This window comes from Methylobacterium sp. Leaf85 (assembly GCF_001422125.1).
Taxonomy (GTDB): Bacteria; Pseudomonadota; Alphaproteobacteria; order Rhizobiales; family Beijerinckiaceae; genus Methylobacterium; species Methylobacterium bullatum.
This window is the reverse complement of record NZ_LMME01000033.1, coordinates 275,987-295,437: the sequence shown is the minus strand read 5'-3', so window position 1 is coordinate 295,437 and position 19,451 is coordinate 275,987. Positions and strand designations below refer to the sequence as shown.

Below are 19,451 nucleotides of genomic sequence, written 5' to 3'. Positions count from 1 at the left end.
CGTGGATCTCTCCAAGTTGCTGGACGAGCTGGCGGAAGCGCTGGCGCTTCGGCCGGGCGCGCGGGTCGGGCTCGTTGGCCGGTCGGCCGCGACGGCGAAGGTCATCGGCTTCCTCTCGTCGCTCGGTTCCTTCAACAGGCTGACTGGAATGTATGCCCCAGACGGCGATTACGACGCTGGTCCCGCCGAGGGGGGCTACGCCCCCATCGAACGCCTCGCGTCGGACCGCCCGGACATGGTGGTGGTGGCCGAAGACGCCGGAAAGGAAGCGCTCCTCGTCGCGATGGAGCCGCATCTCGAACCCGGCACCCGCATATTCCTGGGCGGATATGGCCACCTTGGGTTTCGCGACGCCGTATTCGCGCAGGTCGTTCGCGACGCGTTGGTCCCCTCGCTTGCGAACGGTTACCCGAACTGCCAGATCCATATCTACCAATGCATGCGCTCGGCCGCCCGACTTGGCCTGAAGGGGGTTGTCGCCGAATTTGGAATGTTCCGGGGCGGGACCACGATGTTGCTGTCACGCTTCGTCGAGGCATTCGGCATGGATTGGAAGGTGATCGGCTTCGACACGTTTAACGGATTTCCTTCCTCCCGCAGCATCCTCGACCTCTACCGGCACCCCGACTGCGTCTTCTTGGACGAATCGGCAGCGCGCAGATACCTTGAGGGCCGTAACGTCGAGATCGTGGCTGGCGACGTCGTGGAAACCGTGGGGCGGCTGGCGGCGGAAGCGGTGGTCCTGGCCTTCGTCGACACGGACAATCACGCTTCTGCTTCTGCGATCCTTGACGTGATCGCGGACCGGGTGGCGGTTGGGGGGGCAATCGTGTTCGACCACTGGGCCGGACGTGACCGCTTCCTCTACACGGTGGGCGAACGCATCGCCGCGGCCCGCCTTATCGACGACAGCCGATACTTCAACCTTCACGACACCGGCGTCTTCCTCAGGGTAGCGTAACTAAGGCCAGCAACATGCATACGCACGCCCGCCTTGCGCCCCCAGTCCCACGTCCGGGGGTATACGATATTTACTGGACGTTCGCCGCCCGACGCCATGAAGCCTTTGAGCGACGCGTGTCCGGCAAGCCGGGGCCATGGACCTCCGACCCGATCCTGAACACGTACAAATTCTGCAACGTCTTCCGGGCGGCGGACCGCGTGTCGCAGTACATGATCCGCAGCGTCGCCTATGCCGACGATGCTGGCTCGTACGCCGACCGCGTTTTCCAGATCGTTGCCTTCCGGACTTTCAGTAACATAGCAACCTGGGAGGGCGTTCGTTCCGCGCTCGGCCGCGCGCCCCACCTCGAAGACCTAATGTCGGGGCGGTTCGAGCAGGCCTTGGATCAGGTGAAGGCTTCAAACGGAGGTCTCTACACCGGCGCCTTCATCCTCTGCGCCAACAAGGCATACGGTTTCGACGAGAAGCACCGAAACCACGTCGGCCTGTTCAAGCACATGTTTGGAGAAGGTCACCTTCACGAATCCGTGCGGGGCTCCAACTCTCTTGAAGGCGTGGTGCGCGCCCTCGAAGGTTTCCCCCTTATGGGGCCGTTCATGGCTTATCAGACGGCAGTGGATCTAAACTACTCCGATCTGCTTGGCTTTTCGGAGGACGATTACACGCAGGCTGGCCCGGGGGCACTGCGCGGGTTGCGCAAAGCTTTCCATACGCTCGGCGATTTCACTCCTACCGACGCGATCCATTGGATGGTGGAACGGCAAGACGCCGAGTTCGAGCGGCTGGGGTTAAGATTCACGGGCCTTTTCGGACGAAAGCTGCATGCGATCGATTGCCAGGGGCTGTTTTGCGAGCTTGACAAATACTGCCGTGAGGCGGTGCCCGAGCTCGCGAGCAACCGCTCGCGAATTAAGGCGCGCTTCTCAGCGTCGTCCCAGCGGCTCGACTTGTTCTTCCCGCCTAAATGGCAACTTGCCGTCCCGCCGGGCTCAATGGTGCCGCCGGGCCCAAGCGACGGAGTCGTCCCGCAGATGACCCTTGGGTTTGATGATGCCCAGGCGGGCTCCGGCGCCGACGCGAACCGACGTCTCGGCAAACGCGGACCTCGACATAACCGCTCTCAAGACAAGCCCCGTGACATCGCTGTGTCCGCGATGCTTCTCTAAGGCTGAGGGTTGAGGCCCTGGTGGGCAAAACCTCACACTTGGTCCGCCTTGCCACCGACCTCTAGCCGACGCTTGGAACGCTTGCTTCTCGGCAGTCCTTTGGGACTGGCGGTCGAGCAGCCGCGGGTCGGCCCGCTACGTCGTGGCCGCTCTCAAAGAGCGCTACCGCTCGTGATCGGCTATTTCTTTGAGGCCTTGCGGGTGTAAATTTCTTCCACTATCGCCGCCCTATCTTCGTTAGTAGGCGGGTCGGCATAAAAATCGTCTACAAAGTCGCGCATCGAATCCATGATCGCGTCGTGCCGTTGAGCCGATGTCCGCTCTGTCAGCTTCTTTGCGGTTTCCTCGGCCGTGTCGCATGCGAGCACAGTTGCAGCGCGGATGTTGATTTCCGCCGCATTGATCATCCGATCCACAATCTCGCTTGTGATCACGTCCGACGGTCGCTTGAAAACCCCATCAACGAAATCGCAATAAAGCGATGCGTTCCGTGTATGGAAAAGCATGGGACCCACGTTGACGCCGATGAATGATTTGAGCAGTACCTCGTCGAGACTAACAGATTTCTGGCCTTCTTTAACAGCGACTTCCAGTATTGGAATTGAATTCGCTAAGGCCATAAACTGGCTGGCCTTGGAGTTATGAGATCTAAACCGCTTGGCCGTCGATTTCCAATCGACAGAGCGACCAATGATGATTTGTGTGGCGGCGCCAAGCAAAATGGAAATCTTGCCATTTTCTTCACAAGCCATGTAAGCAGCAGCATAAGCTCGGGACAGCTTGCTGTTGGCGCGCAGAATTTTTGCGTCGTCCAACAGTTCAAGCGCATTATCTTTGATGGCAACGATACCCTGACACAGGGTTATAAGATCAAGATCTTTCATCGGACTGCTTACCAGCTTCCTCATCGAAGTGCTGTCGCGTGACCCAGCAATTACCCCGAAATTCTAGCCCAACGACCTGCCGACCGTTTATGCCCTAGTCGAGACCTATCGGCCACTACCACTGTATGGATACTCGTCGTGGCACCCTGATCATTTTCGGAAGGTCGTCCAATGATCCTGCTACGAGGTGAATGACGGAGGCGGTGACCGCGCCATCGTCTGCGGAGCCACCAATACGGACGCGTCGCGTCCCAGTGTACGCCCGACCCGTGAAGGCCAGCCAGTAAAGACCGATGCCCAACGGGACCGCAACCTGTACGAGCCCATCGGTCTGGGAAAACGGTCAGCCTGATGAGATCGGCTGGCGAGCGAGCACTCGATAGACTGTGGACCGCGAGACCGAGAACAGCTCGGCTAGGTCCCCGATTGCGCAGATCGGGTAATCGGGCCGTCGCCAGCCTTCCCGGCGTCGCGGATCGTGGCAAGCTGCTCGATGGTGCCATCCGGTCTGCCGGGGATCAGCCCACGACCGATCATCCGGGAGCAGGCTCATGCGCTACTATGACGGTCTCGATGTCTCGCTGGCCGAGACCTCGGTGTGCGTCGTCGATGAAGAGGGCAATATCCTCCGCGAGGCCAAGGTTGCGAGCGAACCGGAGGCGCTGGCGACGTGGCTCGGCGCATTCGGGCTACCGTTCACCCGCGTCGGCCTGGAGACCGGTGCGCTGGCAGGGTGGCTCTGCGAGGAGATGACCGAACTCGGCGTGCCCAACGTCATCTGCATGGATGCACGGCACGCCCGCGCCGCGATGGTCGCGATGACGCACAAGACCGACCGCAACGACGCACGCGGCCTCGCCCAAATGCTGCGCACCGGATGGTTCCGGCAGGTCCACGTCAAGGCACGTCGAACGATGGAGCTACGGACCCTGCTCACCAGCCGGAAGACACTTGTGCTGAAGATCGGCGACGTGGAGAACCAGATCCGCGGCTCGCTCTGTCTGTTCGGGATCAAGCTCGGCACCGCCAAGCGCCGCACCTTCTCGGAACGGGTGCGCGAGTTGACGGCCGACCTGCCGCGCGTGGCTGCCATCCTCGACGTGCTGTTGCAGGCACACGCGGCGATGCTGCTCTCGCTCGACCGGCTCAACCGGATGGTGCTGGAGATCGCGCGTGAGCACGCGGTCTGCCGCAGGCTGATGACCGTGCCGGGCGTCGGCGCGGTGGTCGGTCTGACCTTCATCGCTGCCATCAAGGACCCGGCCCGGTTCGCCAAGTCGCGCTCGGTCGGGGCGATCCTCGGTTTGGTACCGCGCAAGCACCAGTCCGGCGAGGTGGACCGGAACGGGAGGATTACCAAGACCGGTGACACCGAGGCGCGCGCCGCACTGTTCGAGGCTGCGCACGTCATGCTGCATCGGGTCAAGAAGTGGTCCGGGCTGAAGGTCTGGGCCACGAAGGTGGCGCAGCGCCAGGGCAACAAGCGGGCAACGGTGGCGCTGGCCCGTAAGATGGCGGTGGTGATGCACCGGATGTGGGTGGACGGCACGACCTTCCGCTTCAGCGCGATCAAGGCTCCGGCAGCCGCTGCCGCGTAGGCATCTCACCGATCACAGGGATCGAGGCTGGGCGCGCCTAGTCTCGAAGGGTCGTCCTCACGGGGATGGGCGGGAGGTGAAGCCGGAATGACGGGTGTGCTGGCCTCTGGCCAAGTCCGCTGTCGCATATAGGCTCGCCTCTCATCGGAACGCGATCATGTGGCGGTCATCGTGCCGACCACGGACAGAAGCCAAGAGCCCCGTGGGTGCGAAATCAAGGTTGCGATGACCTCACTTCCGAGCGCGCCCAGCGCGAGTGGGGAATGCGAACTATCGACCAATGGCGACCTCGCGTTATGAATAAAAGATGACGACCGATGCGAAGGCCCTTTGGGACGGCCTCAAGGCCGAACTATCGAACCGCTCCGGCGAGCCCCGTCCAGGTTTTGGCGATCGTGTCGAGAAGGCGATGGCACCGGCTTACGACTTGATCAGGGCTTTCGAGCGGGAGCGAGATCATCAACCGTTCGCCTCCCAAGCACCATGTCCCATCTGCGGGATCGGAACGGTGAAATACTGGCGGAACGCGCCGCTGACAGGCGGCATGAAGTGCAGCACGTTCGAGTGCATCGCTTTGAGCCTCTGACATAGGCAAGTCTTTTATCCACCACGTGCGGACCTTCTAGCAAACGTGGTGACACGGCGCCCTTGCCGCCGAGACGTTTCTTGAAATCGACCAACTGGCGTCCCTCCCGGCTGCCTTGTCCGTCCTCGCGGTCGACGGTCGAACGCAAGCGTGCGCCGGTCATGCAGTCGTCGAGGACGCCCGGCGGGTTCGGGCTTGGCCGTTAATTGGTCAACGAAACCTGATCCCGCAACCGCCCACTGTAATCGGCCAGGGCGTTCGGATGGCAGGCGATACGACAACTCGACGGGATCCGATGCGTGACGACGCTTCGGCTGTCCCGACCTCAAAATCCGGGCGAGACCGCGATACCGCAAGCCTCGGGCGGATGGCTATCCTTGCCGGACCCTGGTGCGATACTCGACCCCGATCGCCGGGTAGACGATCCGCTTCGGCATGACGCCACCGAACGAGTGGCCCATGTTCGTGATGACCCACGGTGTCATCGGCCTGGATTGGGTCGCTCCTTCCAAGCATCGACATGACCGAGCCGCACCTGCGTCTCGCCGATGGCAACGGGCTCTCCCTCGACGGCTACCGCTTCGACGATCTCGACTTTTTCTTCTCGCTCGCCGCGCGGGCCAGCTTCACGGAGGCGGCATGATGGAACGGGTCAGCAGACAAGTCGCCATGATCCCCATCGACAGGATCACGGTGCTCAATCCGCGATCGCGCGAAATACGGCGATTCCGCGAGATCGTCCAGAACATCGGCAGGGTCGGCCTAAAGCGCCCCATCACCGTCACGCGGATCCCCGCCCCGGACGGATCGGACGCCTACGGGGTCGTCTGCGGGGAAGGAAGGCTCAAGGCCTGCATTGAACTCGGTCAGACACAGGTCGCCGCCGTCGTGATCGAGGCGAGCGAGCAGGATTGCCTCGTGATGAGCCTGGTGGAGAACTGCGCCCGGCGGCAGCACCGTCCGGCCGACCTGCTCCAGGATGTCGGAACATTGCGGCGGCGCGGCCACACTGATGCACAGATCGCCACGAAGATCGGTTTTACGCCCCAGTGGGTGAATATGATCGGTGGCCTCATCGAGCGCGGTGAGGAGCGATTGCTCACCGCCGTGGAGACCGGTGTCCTGCCCGTGAGCGTGGCCACCGAGATCGCCAGGACCGATGATGCCGGTTTGCAGGCGCTTCTCGCCCAGGCCTATGCCGAGAAAAAGCTGTCGGGTGGAAAGCTCGCCAAGGCCCGCCGCCTCCTCGAAGCGCGTCGGAAGCGGGGGCGGGACCAGGATCAGAATCCGCTCGGCCGAAAGGAACAGCCGCGCCGCCTGACCTCGACCGTCGCCCTGATGCGGGCCTTCCAGCAGGAGGCGGATCGCGAACGCATGCTCGTCAAGAAAGCCGAACTCACTCAATCCCGCCTGATGTTCATCGTCGAGGCCTTGCGCAGGCTGAGGGCCGACGGTTCCTTCGTGACCCTGCTGAGGGCCGAGCGTCTCGACGGCATGCCGTCGGACCTCGATGCCCGCGTCTCCGGGAGGTTGGGATGAGCGACATCGAAAGGGGGGCGTTCGTCCTCGGCTTCGAGCCGGAGTTCGTGGTGGTGCCGATCGCCGCGCTGATGCCGGTGAAGTCGCTGAGGTGACCGTCGAGGCCAGCCACAAGTACGCCCAGATCGCCCAGTCCATCCGCGAGATCGGCATCGTGGAGCCCCCCGTGATCGCCAGGGATGCGGCGGCCCCGGGACGTTACCTGCTGCTCGACGGTCACCTCAGGGTGGAGATCCTGATGGACGACGGGAAGACCGAGGTCGAGTGCCTCGTCTCCACGGATGACGAGGCACTCACATACAACCGCAACGTCAACCGGATATCCCCGGTGATGGAGCGGGCGATGATTATCCGCGCCCTGGAGCGGGGCGTGCCCGAAGCGAAGATCGCGGCCGCCATGTCGATGGACGTGGTAAGCGTGAAGCGTCGCGTGAAGATCCTGGATGGCATCTGCGACGAGGTTGCCGCCCAGCTGTCGGATCGGCATTGCCCCATGGCGGTCCTCGACGTCCTGAGAAAGATGCAACCCCTTCGACAGATGGCTGCCGCGGATCTCATGGTCCAGCACAACAACTACAGCGTCGCCTACGCATCCGCGATCCTTGCCGGAACGCCTCAGGGCGAGCTGGTTGTAGGTGCCAAGGCGAAGCCGAAGGGCGTGACCCCCGCCGCGATGGCTCGGATGGATCGGGAACTGGAAAACCTCCAGATGTCCGCGGGTGCGATCCAGGATACGTTCAGCCGGGACAACCTCCACCTGACCGTCGCCAAGGGGTACCTCGGGAAGCTGCTGGCCAACCGGCAGGTTCATCGTTTCCTTGCAGATCGCTACCCCAAGCTTTTAGAATCATTCCGTTCGATCGCGGAGGTCACATCCACCTTGCCGGAGGGCGAGGCAGCCTGAGGCTTGGAACCCATGCTGGGATGGTGGCGCAGGCATCGGGCCGAGAAGCAGCGCCGGTCGGCCCTCGTCGAGGCTGATGTCGTCAATCTGATGCGTCGGTTCGGGGATGATGCCTACTACGAGGCCCGGGACAGGGACCGCGAGGAACGTCGGGCGGCCTTATTGATGCGAACCGGCCGGCACGGCACTGGTCGGCGGTAAAGGCAAGGATCGCATATCTGACCGGCAAGAATGTCGGCCTCGACACCGCCATGCGCTACCTGCGGGAATAGCGGCCCTTCCCGGAAGCCCAGCTTTGCCCTCCGGCGAAATCGTCGCCACCGTGGGTGCCGAGCTTTCCCAGGACCTGTCTCCGACGCGACCTCGTCGAGACCGTTCGATTCCTTCGCCGCTCAGGCCGAGGGTTCGAGAATCGATCGCGCAATGGCCGGATTTGGAACGGCAGACCGGGGGCGCTCGCCGTGACGGAGACGGTGCACCGGAGCGTCGCGAGGGGATGACCGCTAGGGGCGCCGGCTTTCTCGTGCGAGGATCGGCGCATGGGATCCGGCACTGGCCGGCGATGCGGTCGCCGGAGAACCACGTGTTTGAGTTGCCGGCGCCGATCCGTACGCTTTCGCGCTAGGGGCCCTGGACGCCGAGGCGAGGGGCGTTATCTCACGCTGCCTGGATCAAGCGGAATGCAGTCATGGATCATCTGCCACGTCCCTTCCACGACCACTTCGCTTCTGTATTCCAGTCGGCCGCTGCGGAAGTCGCTAGGCGCACGGACCCACGCCCGGCCCGCGGGCGCCCCGAAAGTCTGGCCAGGGCAACCGGCGCCCCCCCTTCCGGACACCGTGGGGACACGAGCCTGATCGAGGATGCGGCCGCCGCCGTGCTGGATGAGCGCCGCGGGGGATCGGCTGGGGGGGCGGGAACACCTGAGAGCCTCGTCGATACCTCCCGCACGGTCCGTCGTTGCGCCGACCTCGCCTATCGCCTCATGAAGGCCCTCGTCGAAGGCGATGGGGCGGAAGCGGCGAGAATCGAAGGGGAGATTACCGCCGGGCCGTGCGACCCAAACTGGGCACGGACGATCAGAGAGTACGTGGCCTTTTTCGGAGTCGCCGGTGCACGGGGGGAGATCCCTTACGTCCGACCGACTGCTGCCGGGGAGAGCGTCGTGCCGATCCGGACGGCGGCACGTATCGCCTTGGTAGCCGATTGGGGGACTGGAGCCGAACCGGCCAAACGCGTCTTGACGGCGATCGCCGACATGCGGCCTGACGTCGTCGTGCATCTCGGCGATATCTACTACTCGGGCACGCCGGTCGAATGCCGCGAAAACTTCATCCGACCGATCGAGGCTGCGCTTGGGGCGAACCGTGAGCGCATCCCGGTCTTCGCCCTCGCCGGCAACCACGACATGTACTGCGGTGGGGTGGGATATTATCCGATGATCGCCGCACTGAACCCCGGGACGCTTCGGCAAGCCGCGAGCTACTTCTGCCTGCGAAGCATGGATTCCTCCTGGCAGATCCTGGCCATGGATACGGGCCTGAACGATTATAATCCGGTTCGGGTATCCGATGCCCTGACATATGTCGAACCCGACGAGCGTGCCTGGCATCTCAGGCGGATACGGGAATTCGGGGGCAGGACGATCCTGCTGTCGCATCACCAGCTCTTCTCGGCGTTCGCACGCATCGGGTCGTCGGGGACATCGGCCTGCAACCCGCATTTGCTCGCCATGCTCGCGGAGTTCCAGGTCGCGGGTCCGATAGCGGCATGGTTTTGGGGACACGAGCACTCGCTGGACATATATCGGCCCTTCGCAGGACTCGGCCGAGGCCGGTGCATCGGCCATGGTGCAGTCCCGGTCTTCGCGGAGGAGGGCGGACGCAAGCCGCTGGAAGGTCTCGTCGATGCGCCGCAACTGGTTCCTGGCACCGAGCCCTCGGTGGAACGGGGGATCTACGCGCACGGCTTCGCGATGCTCACGCTGGGCACCTCCGACATGGCTTCCCACGCAGAATACTTCGAGGTTCTGGAAGGCACGACACGGTCCGTGTACGCCGAAACGATCGCGTGACCTGAAGTCGAACGGGGGCCGCACGGAACGATGGCGGACCCCAACGGGCGCCGAGGGGTGCGGAACAAGAATCGGGTCGCCGGCTTCCGGCCGGGAAGGGGGGGGCGCCCCCAAGCTACGGGGATCCTTTACAGCTCGCCTCCGCCCGCTAGGCGGTGGCGAGGGCCGGGACGCATCCTTCAAGCCGGCCTCTTGGTGCCCATGGGGAATGACGCTGACCGTGGGCGGCACGTGAAGCATTTGGAGGCGAGATCATGGCGCTGGAGCGGATGAACGAGGCCTTGGAAGCCTTAGCGCGCGGCGGTGATCGCGACGATACGCTGGCGGGGGCCCTGCAGGCGATAAGGGACAGCACAAAGGTGCTTGCGGCGCTTGACGAGACCAGCTGTTGGCGTGTCGCTGGCTCACTCGACGCGATCTTCATGACATTAGCGGACACGCGACGCATGGATGCCGTCCGTTCGGTTGCCGAGGCATTGGCAACTGCCGGCCTTGAGGACCCCGGCGTGCGCCTTTGGTTGGTGCAGGCACTGATAGATCAGGGCCAACCGGCCCTGGGTCTGCTCGCGGTCCGCGGCCTGCCTCCGGTGACGCCTCCTCGGGGGGGCGCTGACGACGAGATACGGCGGGCCTCGTACCTGGAAGGCATCCGGCACGGGCTGGAGGGTCGGATACTCAAGGATCTCGCAGTGGAGCGCGGTCGAGGGTCCGAGGCGGGGCGCTTGGCGGCGTCCGGCGCTATCGAAGCCTATCTCAGGTGCGGCGAGGAACGGCTTGGTGTTGACCGGGCGAAGGCTCGGGCTAACGCGCGCTGGGCGGCGACCAACGCCCTTAGCCTCCGGTGTTGGATGGGGGGAATGTCCCCAGACGACATTGATCGGGGTGCAGTCGGGATCCTGGATATCGTCGAGGTGGAGGGGACGGTGCCGGATCGGTGGGACTCGGCCGCCGCGTTCGAGGCGTCCCTAGTCCGGGGCGACGAAGGGGAAGCCACACGTTACCTTGAACGTTTCCTCGCAGCGCAGCCCTCGGCGTTCGAACTCGGGGGCACGCTGCGGCAGCTGAATGGCATCCTACGATCGTCGGACGACCGTTCGGACGCCTTGACCAGGAAGTTCGCCGACCGTGTGAGGCTGGCGCTGCTGGAGACCCCCGGCGGCGGTTTCGACGTCACCGCGGAGGGCTTCGACAGCCTCGGCGCGGCGCTCCGGATGCGTGACCGATGTGCCGAGGCAGCGTACGGCTCTGACGTGGTGACGGCAGAGTTCTTGGACGGCTTGCTCGGAAAAAGGGCGGGCGTCTGTCGGATCGACAGGGGAACCTACGGCTCGATCCTGGCCACGGGCTTCGTGGTGAGGGGACGTGACCTCGATAGAACGGGTCGGCTGCCCGACGAGGCCATGATCCTGACCTGTTCGCACGCGGTCGCGTCCGTGGGCTACCATCGCCGGGGATACGCGAACATCCTTCCGGGGAACGCGCAGGTGCGGTTCACTTCCCAGCCCGGGTCCCCGACCACGGACGTCTTTGAAGTCTGGCACTCACCGCCCGATGCGCTCGACGTGACGCTCCTCCGGATCGCCCACCCGGCGTTGCGGGATGCTGCGCGGGCATGGGCCCTCGACATCGACATCGACAGGTACAGGGATGCGGAGGCGGCCGAGGTCACCGAGGGTGGGGGCCGCGGCCACCACTTCCCGAGGACCACTTACGTCATCGGCCATCCGCTGGGTTGCGAGGGCGTGCGATTTTCCCTCGCCAACAACGCATTGCTGGGCTACGGGCGCCCGCCGGGATTCGATGCCTCCGGCTGGGTGCTGCGCTATAGGACACATACCGAGATGGGATCGTCCGGCAGCCCCGTGCTTGATGGCGACCAACTCAAGGTCGTGGGGCTTCATCACCAGGGTGACGTTTACACGGATCTGCCGGGGTGGCCGCCCATCGGCATGGCGAACGAGGCGGTTTGCCTACGCTCAATCGCGGAGGCCATTCGCTCGGGCACCCTGAACGGGGCGATTGCCTAAACCCATGTGATGGGCTGGGGCCATCGCTGGGAGATGTGCGCAACGACGCCACCGTAGGCTCGACTACTTCGAATGCGACGCCCCTAGAGTGGTATGCCCTCAAGGGGATGATTACGTGGTGGGTCCGACGTGGACGGCGCCGCGGGCAAGTGACTGCTGCTAGCGGGGATGTGACGATCGACGAGCACGCATTGACTCGATTCCGTCGTCCGGCTATCGCCCGTGCACAAATGGAAGCCGTGCCGGATAAGGGTGATTCGAGACAAGCCGACCGGGTTGAGGGGACCTTGCCCGGGAAAGCCCATCCGAAACCGATCGCGACAATCGTTTGGTCTGCCCGGATGACAATTAAGCGTCCTGTTGCGCGGCGGCATCAGGAACGATGATCCCGGCAACTTCTTTTCCCTTGGTCCCGTGTCCGACCATGAAACACTTCGAACACATGCCCTTGAACGGTCGACGCATATCGAGAACCGGTCATTCGCCTGTGGGGGACGATACCCCAAGGCGGACGGGCCGCGTTGCGAAGTTCCGGCAGCCGTGCGAGCTTCCGGCCCGCGCCCAATCGCGTGGGCGGCGCTTTCCAACCAGGTCCCTGTCCCGGTCCGGCCTTTCGGAGCATGCATTGGAGAAGAGGACTGTCGCCGGGATCTGGAAGGTCGGTGTCGGCAAGACCCGGAGGTCGACGTCGTCGAAGGCTGCCTCCATCCTTTCTGGATACGCCGCGGTGCCTTATGGGCAGTCCTCGCCGTCTTTCCATCGTCCGGGACTGAAGCCGAAGGCACCGCTCCGCGTTCTGGTGGTCGAGGATGCGGGAGAGATCCGGGACGCGGCTGCCGATGTCCTGACCAGGCGCGGCATGGTCGTTCGGAAGGCATCCCGGCTCGACAACCTCATCCAGAACCTCCATCGCTTTAAGCCGGATGTCGTCGTGCTCGATGACTATTTCCGGCAGTCCAAGGTCGGCTTCGCGGAACTGATGCCGACGTTAGTCGAGCGCTTTCCAGGTATCCGTTACGTCATCACGTTAAGCGGGACCCCTACCAAGGATGCGGAGACTGACCCCCTGAGATGGGGTGCTTCGGACGTCGTCCGGAAGGACACGATGTTCCGCGACCGGATATTGGAACGGTCCGTGATCAACGCCGCCCGCGGCTGAGGGCCTCGACCCGATGCCGTGTCCGGCGCGCGAGGGCCGCCGACGCCGCTACACTTAGGATGGAGACCGGAGAATGGCGATCCTGTGCGTTTGGCTGGGTGGCTCGTGAGCAGACGCGGGTTCCCTCCGGCTGGTGATGCATTTGGTGCATTGCGCCTTCCGTCTCTAGAAAACCTGTACGGGGACCAACGCCGCGCTGCGGAAGGAATCATCCGCGAGGTGCATGCGATCGCCGCCGCGGGTTTCGCGACGCGATCCCGGCCAACACCATGCGTTGGTCGGGACGGCCCAATAAGGCTGGACGCACCGATCGGCTCCGATCCAACCGACTTCCATAGGCCCCACCACGCCTATGTGATCGATGGAAAGCGCGGTAGCGGCAAGACTAGTGTGCTGCTGACGCTCTACCCCTACCTATGCGCCCTTCGCTTGGACGGCCACCCCGTTGGCATGGGCGGCCGGCTCGACGTCATTGACGACCGCGCCGACGGAACGGGCGTTCGCTCCAGCGGCGGTGGGTTGGGAGAGCCGTCCGCATCAGTGATCGTCGACCTCAACGCCCTGGCTCTGGAACGGACCTCCGGGGCGCGAGGCGAGAGCGTCGCGCTCGTCCTGCCGATCGTATTCACCGAGGATATGGAGCTGCAGGAAACCACCATGGAGGCGATCTTCGCCCTCATGGAGCACGAACTTGATGAACGATTGCTCCGAGCCCGGAACGATCCCGAGCGAAAGCAGTACCTGGCAACCCTTCGCGACGACCTGCGATCTAAGGTCGGCGTCGCCTGGACGTACTCGCGCAAGATCGGGGCCGAGGCGTTGCCGAACGATGCCCTCGACTACTCCGACTTCGTGGAAAAGCGTGCGGACCTCAGCCGCAAGGCCTACACGAAGGTCATCACGTGGCGCCGTTTCCTGGATCGCTACCTGGATGTGCTGGGCCACCAGGTTCTAGTCCTCCTGTTCGACGATTCAGATCTGAATCCGGCGATAGCGGAGGATCTGGTCCGGACGATCCGAATGTATCTGAGCCACCCCCGGGTCGTGTCGATCGTCGCGGTAGACCTGGAAACCCTTCGCAGGACCCTTCTCGCGCGAAGCGTGGTGCATCACGAGATTGTACGGCTGCCATCGACGATGATCCAGGACAGCGACCTCGACATCCTCAAGGAAGAAACCGTCGTCCAGGAGCATGAGAACACCGCGCAACTGCTCGGCAAGGTGTTGCCTCGGCCCAACCGCCACCGCCTCGCGATGGAGGATCTCCGGCATCTCGACCATTTCTTCATAGACCAGCGCTCCGATAGGGGAGGGGGTGGCAAGGCTGACGAGGACCGTTTCGGGGCGTTCTGCCGAAATAGGTTCGGGGAGGCGTCCGATCAAGTGGATCGGCTCGCATGGTGGTTGCTGCATGGTCCCTATCGCAGGATGGTAGCCGGCGACTTGCGTGGCATCGTCTCATTTCGACGCCAGGTGGAGGTCGATGCCTATTCACCGCTGCAGGCGATCTTCAATCGTCACGGGCTGAGCGACCTGTTCGAAAGCACCGACGGTAGCCTAGATATCCTCGGTCGCATGGTCGAGGGCAACGAATTCGAAAGCGCGACCCCGGAGCAGAACCTGTCCGGGTTGGAGACGAGCTTTATCGATTTGTGCCTCGACGCGAGGATGGCGGCAGCGGGACTGGCATCCGGTCCCATCGGGATCGTGGCGAGCTGGCTGCCCACCAGCGACCTCGCTGGGGAGGTGCGCGAACTGACCGACGAGGGAAGGGTATTCGGCGTCTCCAGCTTCCTTCGCGGGAACCTCGCCCCCAGGAATTGCCTGTACCTGCATCAGTTCCGGCATATCGAGCCGGTGTTAGAGGATCTTCTGCCGGACCCTTCCCCTTTTGTCGGCTGGCTGGCCGGGGCAGGATTGGATGGGACCGCTGCGACGTCCGTCCGCGAGGCGGCCCTCAGGCTGTTGGACCGCATCGCGGAAGGGGGCGATGCCAAGCTCGCTCTTAGGCAGCCGCTTTTCGGTGTCAGGAACCAGTTGCGCGGTGTCAAGATCACGGCAACTCTTGCGGGGGCCGAGGCCGTCTTCGAGCAGACGGCAGGCGAGGCGCTAACGGCCATTCTCGTGGCCTCAAGCGTACGTACATTCCGATCGCGGGGCGGAAGCCAAGCCAACGCCTCGATCCGGAAGGCCCTTGAGGCGATCGTCGAGGGGGCGAACGGCGACCCGGAGGGCGGGTCCGGCTTCCTCCAACGGCTGTCCAGTTCCCTGGGCCGCCATGAGAGACTGAGGCAGGAGGCCCTCGTGACTTGGGCCTGCGCCAACGAGATCGTCGCGCTCGGGGATGATATGACGCGGCTCAAGACGCGTCGCGCACCGCGCGCGTTGATCTCGTCGATGGCGTCTCCCAATCCCGTCGGGAGCCAACCGCGATTTCCCGCACTGGTGCGGGCGACGGTCGAACGGGCGGAAGGCAAGGGCGACCGGCATCGATTGTTGCATGCCTGGAGCCTCCTGCCCCTCATCGACGTGGTCTTCAACTTCGGCGCGGATTACCTTCGGGGACCGTCTCCGCGACGTTCGTGGGAAGACATCGCGACACTCCTGGAAACGGCGGCGGCCCGCTTCACCAACGATCGGCCCACCAAGCGCGCCGATGGCTGGATCTTCCCGGACCTACCCGACGAAGTGGTGTCGGAGCTTGCCACGGAGGTCGAGCAAGGCGCGGCGAGCCTGCGGAACGACCTGTCGAGCGGCGATCCGGCCGGTACGCTGACCGGGGAGAGCGGCGACGATGCCTTATGGGCCCTCACCCCGGCGAAGCGCCTTGCATATCTTTTGGGGACGTCCGAGACCTGGGCGGAGCGGAACCTGCTCGCGACGCCCGGCACGAGGCTTTGAGGGGACTTGGCGTTTGGACCCAGCGCGCTCGCTCCGGCGCTCCTGAACTGGAGATCGCGGCGCAAGGAGGAACTGGTCCGCTGGCCGGACGGGCTTGCCGGGGAACGGACTGCCTTCCGTTTCGCCGAACACCTTTCGGCCAGCGACCTGGGGCGCCATGCGGAGGATCATCGACACGCGGTGTCCGCCTTCGCAATAAGACACCCCGGACTCCTGGATTGGTACGGTGCCGCGCTCGATCCGTTCCGGGCCACCTTGCGCTTCGAGAACGGCGCACCGAGACTGGACTGCGGCTTCCTCACGCCCTGGCGGAGCCTGACGTCGAGAGTCGATCCCGACAGCCTCGTCACGTTCCTTCTCGCCCTTACGCTGCCCCCGGACGCCGATGCCACCGAGGCCGTCTCGTCGCTGCCGTCGTGGGGCTATTACGTCCGTATCGGGGACCACGGTCTCGATCGCGTGCTGGCTAGGGGACTCGCCGACATCCATATACATTTCGAGGCTAGCGACCCGCTGCCCTTGCTATGGATGAGGCTTGCCACGGGTCGCGTAGAGGTGCGAGAGCTGCAACATTTCTCCGACGCTACATTACGGACCTTGCAAGGCGACGAGCGTGAACTCCGACGCCGTCGCGAAGATCGCGAGGCGTTGAGCAACGTGGCCGAGCTGAGACGAATTCTCGCATCCAGCACGGTTTCCGGCCTGCCGGCACGCCCCATTTTAGGCCGCCCCATCGAAGGGTTGAAGGATGAACGCATCCTCCTCCTGGAGGCATGGCAAGCCGCCAGGGCGGGCCGCGGCGGCGATGGCCACCTGCGATCGCTCGACAGCTATCTGTTTGCAAAGGGTCTCTTCCTCCGCCGCCATCAACAGAGAGCTGGGCGCGGGCCGGGACTCACCCGCTTCCGCGATTACCTCGACCGAGGACGTACCCTCGGCGAGAAGAGGACGGGACGCGTCGGAGGACCGCTCCGTAGGGATCGCTTCGAACGCATGCTCTCCCTGGCCACGGAGCCGCGGTCGCTCAAGGTGGTGGAACTGCGAATCGCGCCCCAGGAAAACCTCGGCGGTTGGATCAACTTCTTCAGGGCCTGGGAAGGCGTCGCTGCCGCACGGAGGGCAGAATGGCGCGCGCGCGGACTAGAGGTGCGTTTCGTCGTCCATTTCATTCGGACGACGGACCGCTCCCGGGGTCGCCTCGACGTGGAGTTCGGGCGCCTTCGACAGCGGCTCGATCGACTTTCGGCGGTCCTGCACCTCTTCCGCCATCGCGCGCCGCACCTTGCCGGACAGATCGTCGGCATTGACGTAGCCAATCTGGAGCGCGCGTGCCCCCCGGAGGTCTTTGCGCCCTACCTGCAGCTGCTACGGGGACGGCCCGACTTAGCCAAGCCGTTCGACACCGAACTCCTCGCGTGTTGGAACCGCCTGGAAGCGAGACGACTGAGCCGTCCGCCCACCTCTCTTCCGACCCTCGGCCTGACGTATCACGCCGGGGAGGATTTTTATCACCCCCTCGACGGCCTGCGCGCGATCGATGGGCTTCTCAGGAACGTGCTCAGGCCGGGTGACCGCATCGGCCACGGGCTTGCCTTGGGGTGGGACATAGCGCGGTTCGAACGCGAGCGCGGTGTCGCCCCTCTCCCGCTCGGCACCGTCCTCGACGATATGGTGTGGCTGCGAATGGACGCATCGATCCACGGCGAGTGGATGGGGCACTGCCAGGTCGAGGGCGACAAGCTCATCGACGAGCTTGCCCGGCGCATCTATCCCGATCGTCCCTCGCAGGGTGCGTTGGAAAGGGCACTCGACCTACGCTTCCGCGTCCCGCGCCCGATCGACGGCGGCGAGGGGATGCCGGTAACGGGCCAGGCGACGGACGAGGCCGGCATCGCCGCCGATACCGCCATGGTCGCGGAGATCGGGATCCGGCGTGGACGCTTCGCGGAGGGACGGGAACTGCAGACTCTTGCGCTGGCCTCATCCTTGATCCCGGGCGCACAGGCGCGCCTGGCATCCCGGCTCAGGGCGGCCGGCGTAGTGGTCGAGGCGAATCCATCGAGCAACCTTGCGACGGGCGCCGTGAAGCGCCTCTCGGATCATCCCTGCTTCTCACATGGTCAGATCCTCCACGACCAGCCTATCGTCACAATTAACACAGACGATCCCGGGGTGTTCGGCACCGACCTGGAAATCGAGTTCGCGCTGATGTTCGAGGCGATGCTGCAGAGGGACGTGGGTCGCGAACGGGCGCTCGCCGCGCTGGATCGCTCAAGGCGCCTTGCGCTCGACCATGCGTTCGACCAATCGCTAAGGGCCGATTCCTGAAAGCCAGCGACCGCGTGGCCGACGCCTGGGCGGGTGTGCCAGTTCCCGTGGACAATCGTCCCCGTTCCAGTTCACAAGAAGTACCGCCCTGGGTTGAGACCGTTTCGACTGGATCATGCACCGGGAGAGAGAATGGCACCCTTCCCGCCTCCAAGGTGTCTCGAAAGGTCAGGTCATGCTGTCCTGGTTCCGAAGGAGGCGCGAAGCCTGCGTCCTGAAAATTGCGCTTATCGAGGCTGACGCTGCATCTATGATCGCGCGGTTCGGTGACAGCGCCTACTTCGTGGCGCGTGACCGCGACGAGAGAAAGGGAGCGCTTATGGACATGAACCGTCCCGCTCGCCACAGGTCAGCCGTGAAGTCGAGGATCACCGTCGTGACCGGCAAAGAGGTCGGCGTCGACACGGCGACGCGTTACCTGAGAAATCGTCGATAATCATGACACTTTACGGATGGTCGCGCCGAATTTAAAACAGCTTCGAACTACTCTTAAAGGTAGTATGGATAAGCATTAGGTTTCCCGACACGACGCCCTTGAGCAATGCAATTCGTATTTTTTGCTGGAGCGTTTGGCCAGTATATTGGGTTGTCCGGCTTTGGCCTTCGAGATCGGAGGCTCAGGCATCCGGGACATCGACCAGGACTTGGAGATGCATCGCCTATGGACCGCAATCGGTGATGAGGAAGACCGACAACGCCTTCTCGACTTCGCGCGTCGCCTCGTAGGGCCAATGGCAGCGTAGGGCTTCCAAGGACGGTTGGTTGCCGACCATCCCGGGCCTACCGGTGCGCTATCTCGATCAGCAGTGCGGTTCGGATAGCATCCTGAACCGACGGGTGAGCCTGCAATGCCCTCCGCCCGTCTCGGGTCGTCAGCTTTCCCGCCCGGGCGACCAAAGACGCATGCAGTGGCATCACGGCGTGGAGATACGTCCTAAAGTAGGGTTCGGAGTGGCCGTGGAGAGCTTGCGCGTCGACGGCGTGATCGGGTGCAAGATGCTCGAACGGCTGTTGGAGCACCTCAGGTATACCGCCACCCTCAAGGCATGCTCGGAACAGGCCCGGCATCCTGCCGAGCGCAGCCTGTTCATGACCCTCGCGGCCGTGCACGAGGCGAAAACGCGAAAGCTGATACAGCGGGTGAAGCAGACAGGGTTGGCCGAAGCAGTCATCGAAAAAGTCCCGGAGAGGGGACATCGGGACCCGGCCGCGGAATGCATCACCCGGCCGGTCACGGTTCCTCATGTCGGGGACAAGTCCCGGATATCGGTGGGGTCGCACGGCGCCCTGGCGCGCTCGCGCTCGTAGGCGGGCTCGATCC

The 19,451-nt window shown here is 63.9% G+C and carries 16 protein-coding genes; 14 read left to right on the top strand and 2 right to left on the bottom strand.

Annotated features, from left to right (window positions below):
• Position 1: 1 nt before the first annotated feature.
• The gene (locus ASF08_RS21090; RefSeq protein ID WP_244474601.1) at positions 2 to 961 is read left to right on the top strand and encodes a TylF/MycF/NovP-related O-methyltransferase; all 960 of its coding nucleotides are present in this window, start codon (positions 2 to 4) and stop codon (positions 959 to 961) included.
• 14 nt (positions 962 to 975) lie between these two features.
• Entirely contained in the window at positions 976 to 2,130 is a 1,155-nt protein-coding gene (locus ASF08_RS21085; protein ID WP_162238983.1) for a nucleotide kinase domain-containing protein, read from the top strand.
• Positions 2,131 to 2,309: 179 nt separating this feature from the next.
• Here the strand turns inward: ASF08_RS21085 and ASF08_RS21080 are convergent, their stop codons facing one another.
• Together ASF08_RS21080 and ASF08_RS26280 are read right to left on the bottom strand one after the other, a co-directional pair.
• Entirely contained in the window at positions 2,310 to 3,014 is a 705-nt protein-coding gene (locus ASF08_RS21080) for an AbiV family abortive infection protein (RefSeq protein WP_056149203.1), read from the bottom strand.
• A 343-nt stretch (positions 3,015 to 3,357) separates the two neighbouring features.
• Positions 3,358 to 3,567: a helix-turn-helix domain-containing protein gene (locus ASF08_RS26280; protein ID WP_156629681.1), complete on the bottom strand. Its 210-nt coding sequence runs from the start codon at positions 3,565 to 3,567 to the stop codon at positions 3,358 to 3,360.
• Between ASF08_RS26280 and ASF08_RS21075 the strand changes: the two genes are divergently transcribed.
• The 12 genes from ASF08_RS21075 to ASF08_RS21020 all read left to right on the top strand — a co-directional run bounded on the left by ASF08_RS21075 (position 3,566) and on the right by ASF08_RS21020 (position 19,438).
• The gene (locus ASF08_RS21075; RefSeq protein WP_056149201.1) at positions 3,566 to 4,612 is read left to right on the top strand and encodes an IS110 family transposase; all 1,047 of its coding nucleotides are present in this window, start codon (positions 3,566 to 3,568) and stop codon (positions 4,610 to 4,612) included. The genes ASF08_RS26280 and ASF08_RS21075 overlap by 2 nt on opposite strands.
• 307 nt (positions 4,613 to 4,919) lie before the next feature.
• A complete protein-coding gene (locus tag ASF08_RS21070; RefSeq protein ID WP_056149199.1) occupies positions 4,920 to 5,198 on the top strand; it encodes a hypothetical protein in 279 nt (92 codons plus the stop codon).
• Between the two features lie 520 nt (positions 5,199 to 5,718).
• Entirely contained in the window at positions 5,719 to 5,841 is a 123-nt protein-coding gene (locus ASF08_RS26060) for a hypothetical protein (protein ID WP_274534507.1), read from the top strand.
• The gene (locus ASF08_RS21065) at positions 5,838 to 6,737 is read left to right on the top strand and encodes a plasmid partitioning protein RepB C-terminal domain-containing protein (protein ID WP_056149197.1); all 900 of its coding nucleotides are present in this window, start codon (positions 5,838 to 5,840) and stop codon (positions 6,735 to 6,737) included. The genes ASF08_RS26060 and ASF08_RS21065 overlap by 4 nt, the downstream gene beginning before the upstream one ends.
• Before the next feature lie 91 nt (positions 6,738 to 6,828).
• A complete protein-coding gene (locus ASF08_RS21060) occupies positions 6,829 to 7,641 on the top strand; it encodes a plasmid partitioning protein RepB C-terminal domain-containing protein (RefSeq protein WP_244474597.1) in 813 nt (270 codons plus the stop codon).
• An 877-nt stretch (positions 7,642 to 8,518) separates the two neighbouring features.
• Positions 8,519 to 9,715, top strand: a complete 1,197-nt coding sequence (locus tag ASF08_RS24385; protein WP_244474596.1) for a metallophosphoesterase family protein — start codon at positions 8,519 to 8,521, stop codon at positions 9,713 to 9,715.
• Positions 9,716 to 9,969: 254 nt separating this feature from the next.
• Positions 9,970 to 11,742 (top strand): S1 family peptidase, encoded by a 1,773-nt coding sequence (locus ASF08_RS21045; RefSeq protein WP_056149191.1) that lies wholly within the window; start codon positions 9,970 to 9,972, stop codon positions 11,740 to 11,742.
• Between the two features lie 625 nt (positions 11,743 to 12,367).
• Complete coding sequence (locus ASF08_RS21040; RefSeq protein WP_056149189.1) at positions 12,368 to 12,901, top strand: response regulator; 534 nt, start codon at positions 12,368 to 12,370, stop codon at positions 12,899 to 12,901.
• A gap of 390 nt (positions 12,902 to 13,291) precedes the next feature.
• Positions 13,292 to 15,802, top strand: coding sequence for a hypothetical protein (locus ASF08_RS21035; RefSeq protein ID WP_056149187.1), 2,511 nt, complete (start codon positions 13,292 to 13,294; stop codon positions 15,800 to 15,802).
• 6 nt (positions 15,803 to 15,808) lie between these two features.
• Positions 15,809 to 18,130 carry a hypothetical protein gene (locus tag ASF08_RS21030; RefSeq protein WP_056149184.1) on the top strand — a complete coding sequence of 774 codons (2,322 nt, stop codon included), beginning with the start codon at positions 15,809 to 15,811 and terminating at the stop codon, positions 18,128 to 18,130.
• A gap of 175 nt (positions 18,131 to 18,305) precedes the next feature.
• Entirely contained in the window at positions 18,306 to 18,566 is a 261-nt protein-coding gene (locus tag ASF08_RS21025; RefSeq protein ID WP_056149183.1) for a hypothetical protein, read from the top strand.
• Between the two features lie 326 nt (positions 18,567 to 18,892).
• The gene (locus ASF08_RS21020) at positions 18,893 to 19,438 is read left to right on the top strand and encodes a hypothetical protein (protein ID WP_156629679.1); all 546 of its coding nucleotides are present in this window, start codon (positions 18,893 to 18,895) and stop codon (positions 19,436 to 19,438) included.
• Positions 19,439 to 19,451 lie beyond the last annotated feature (13 nt).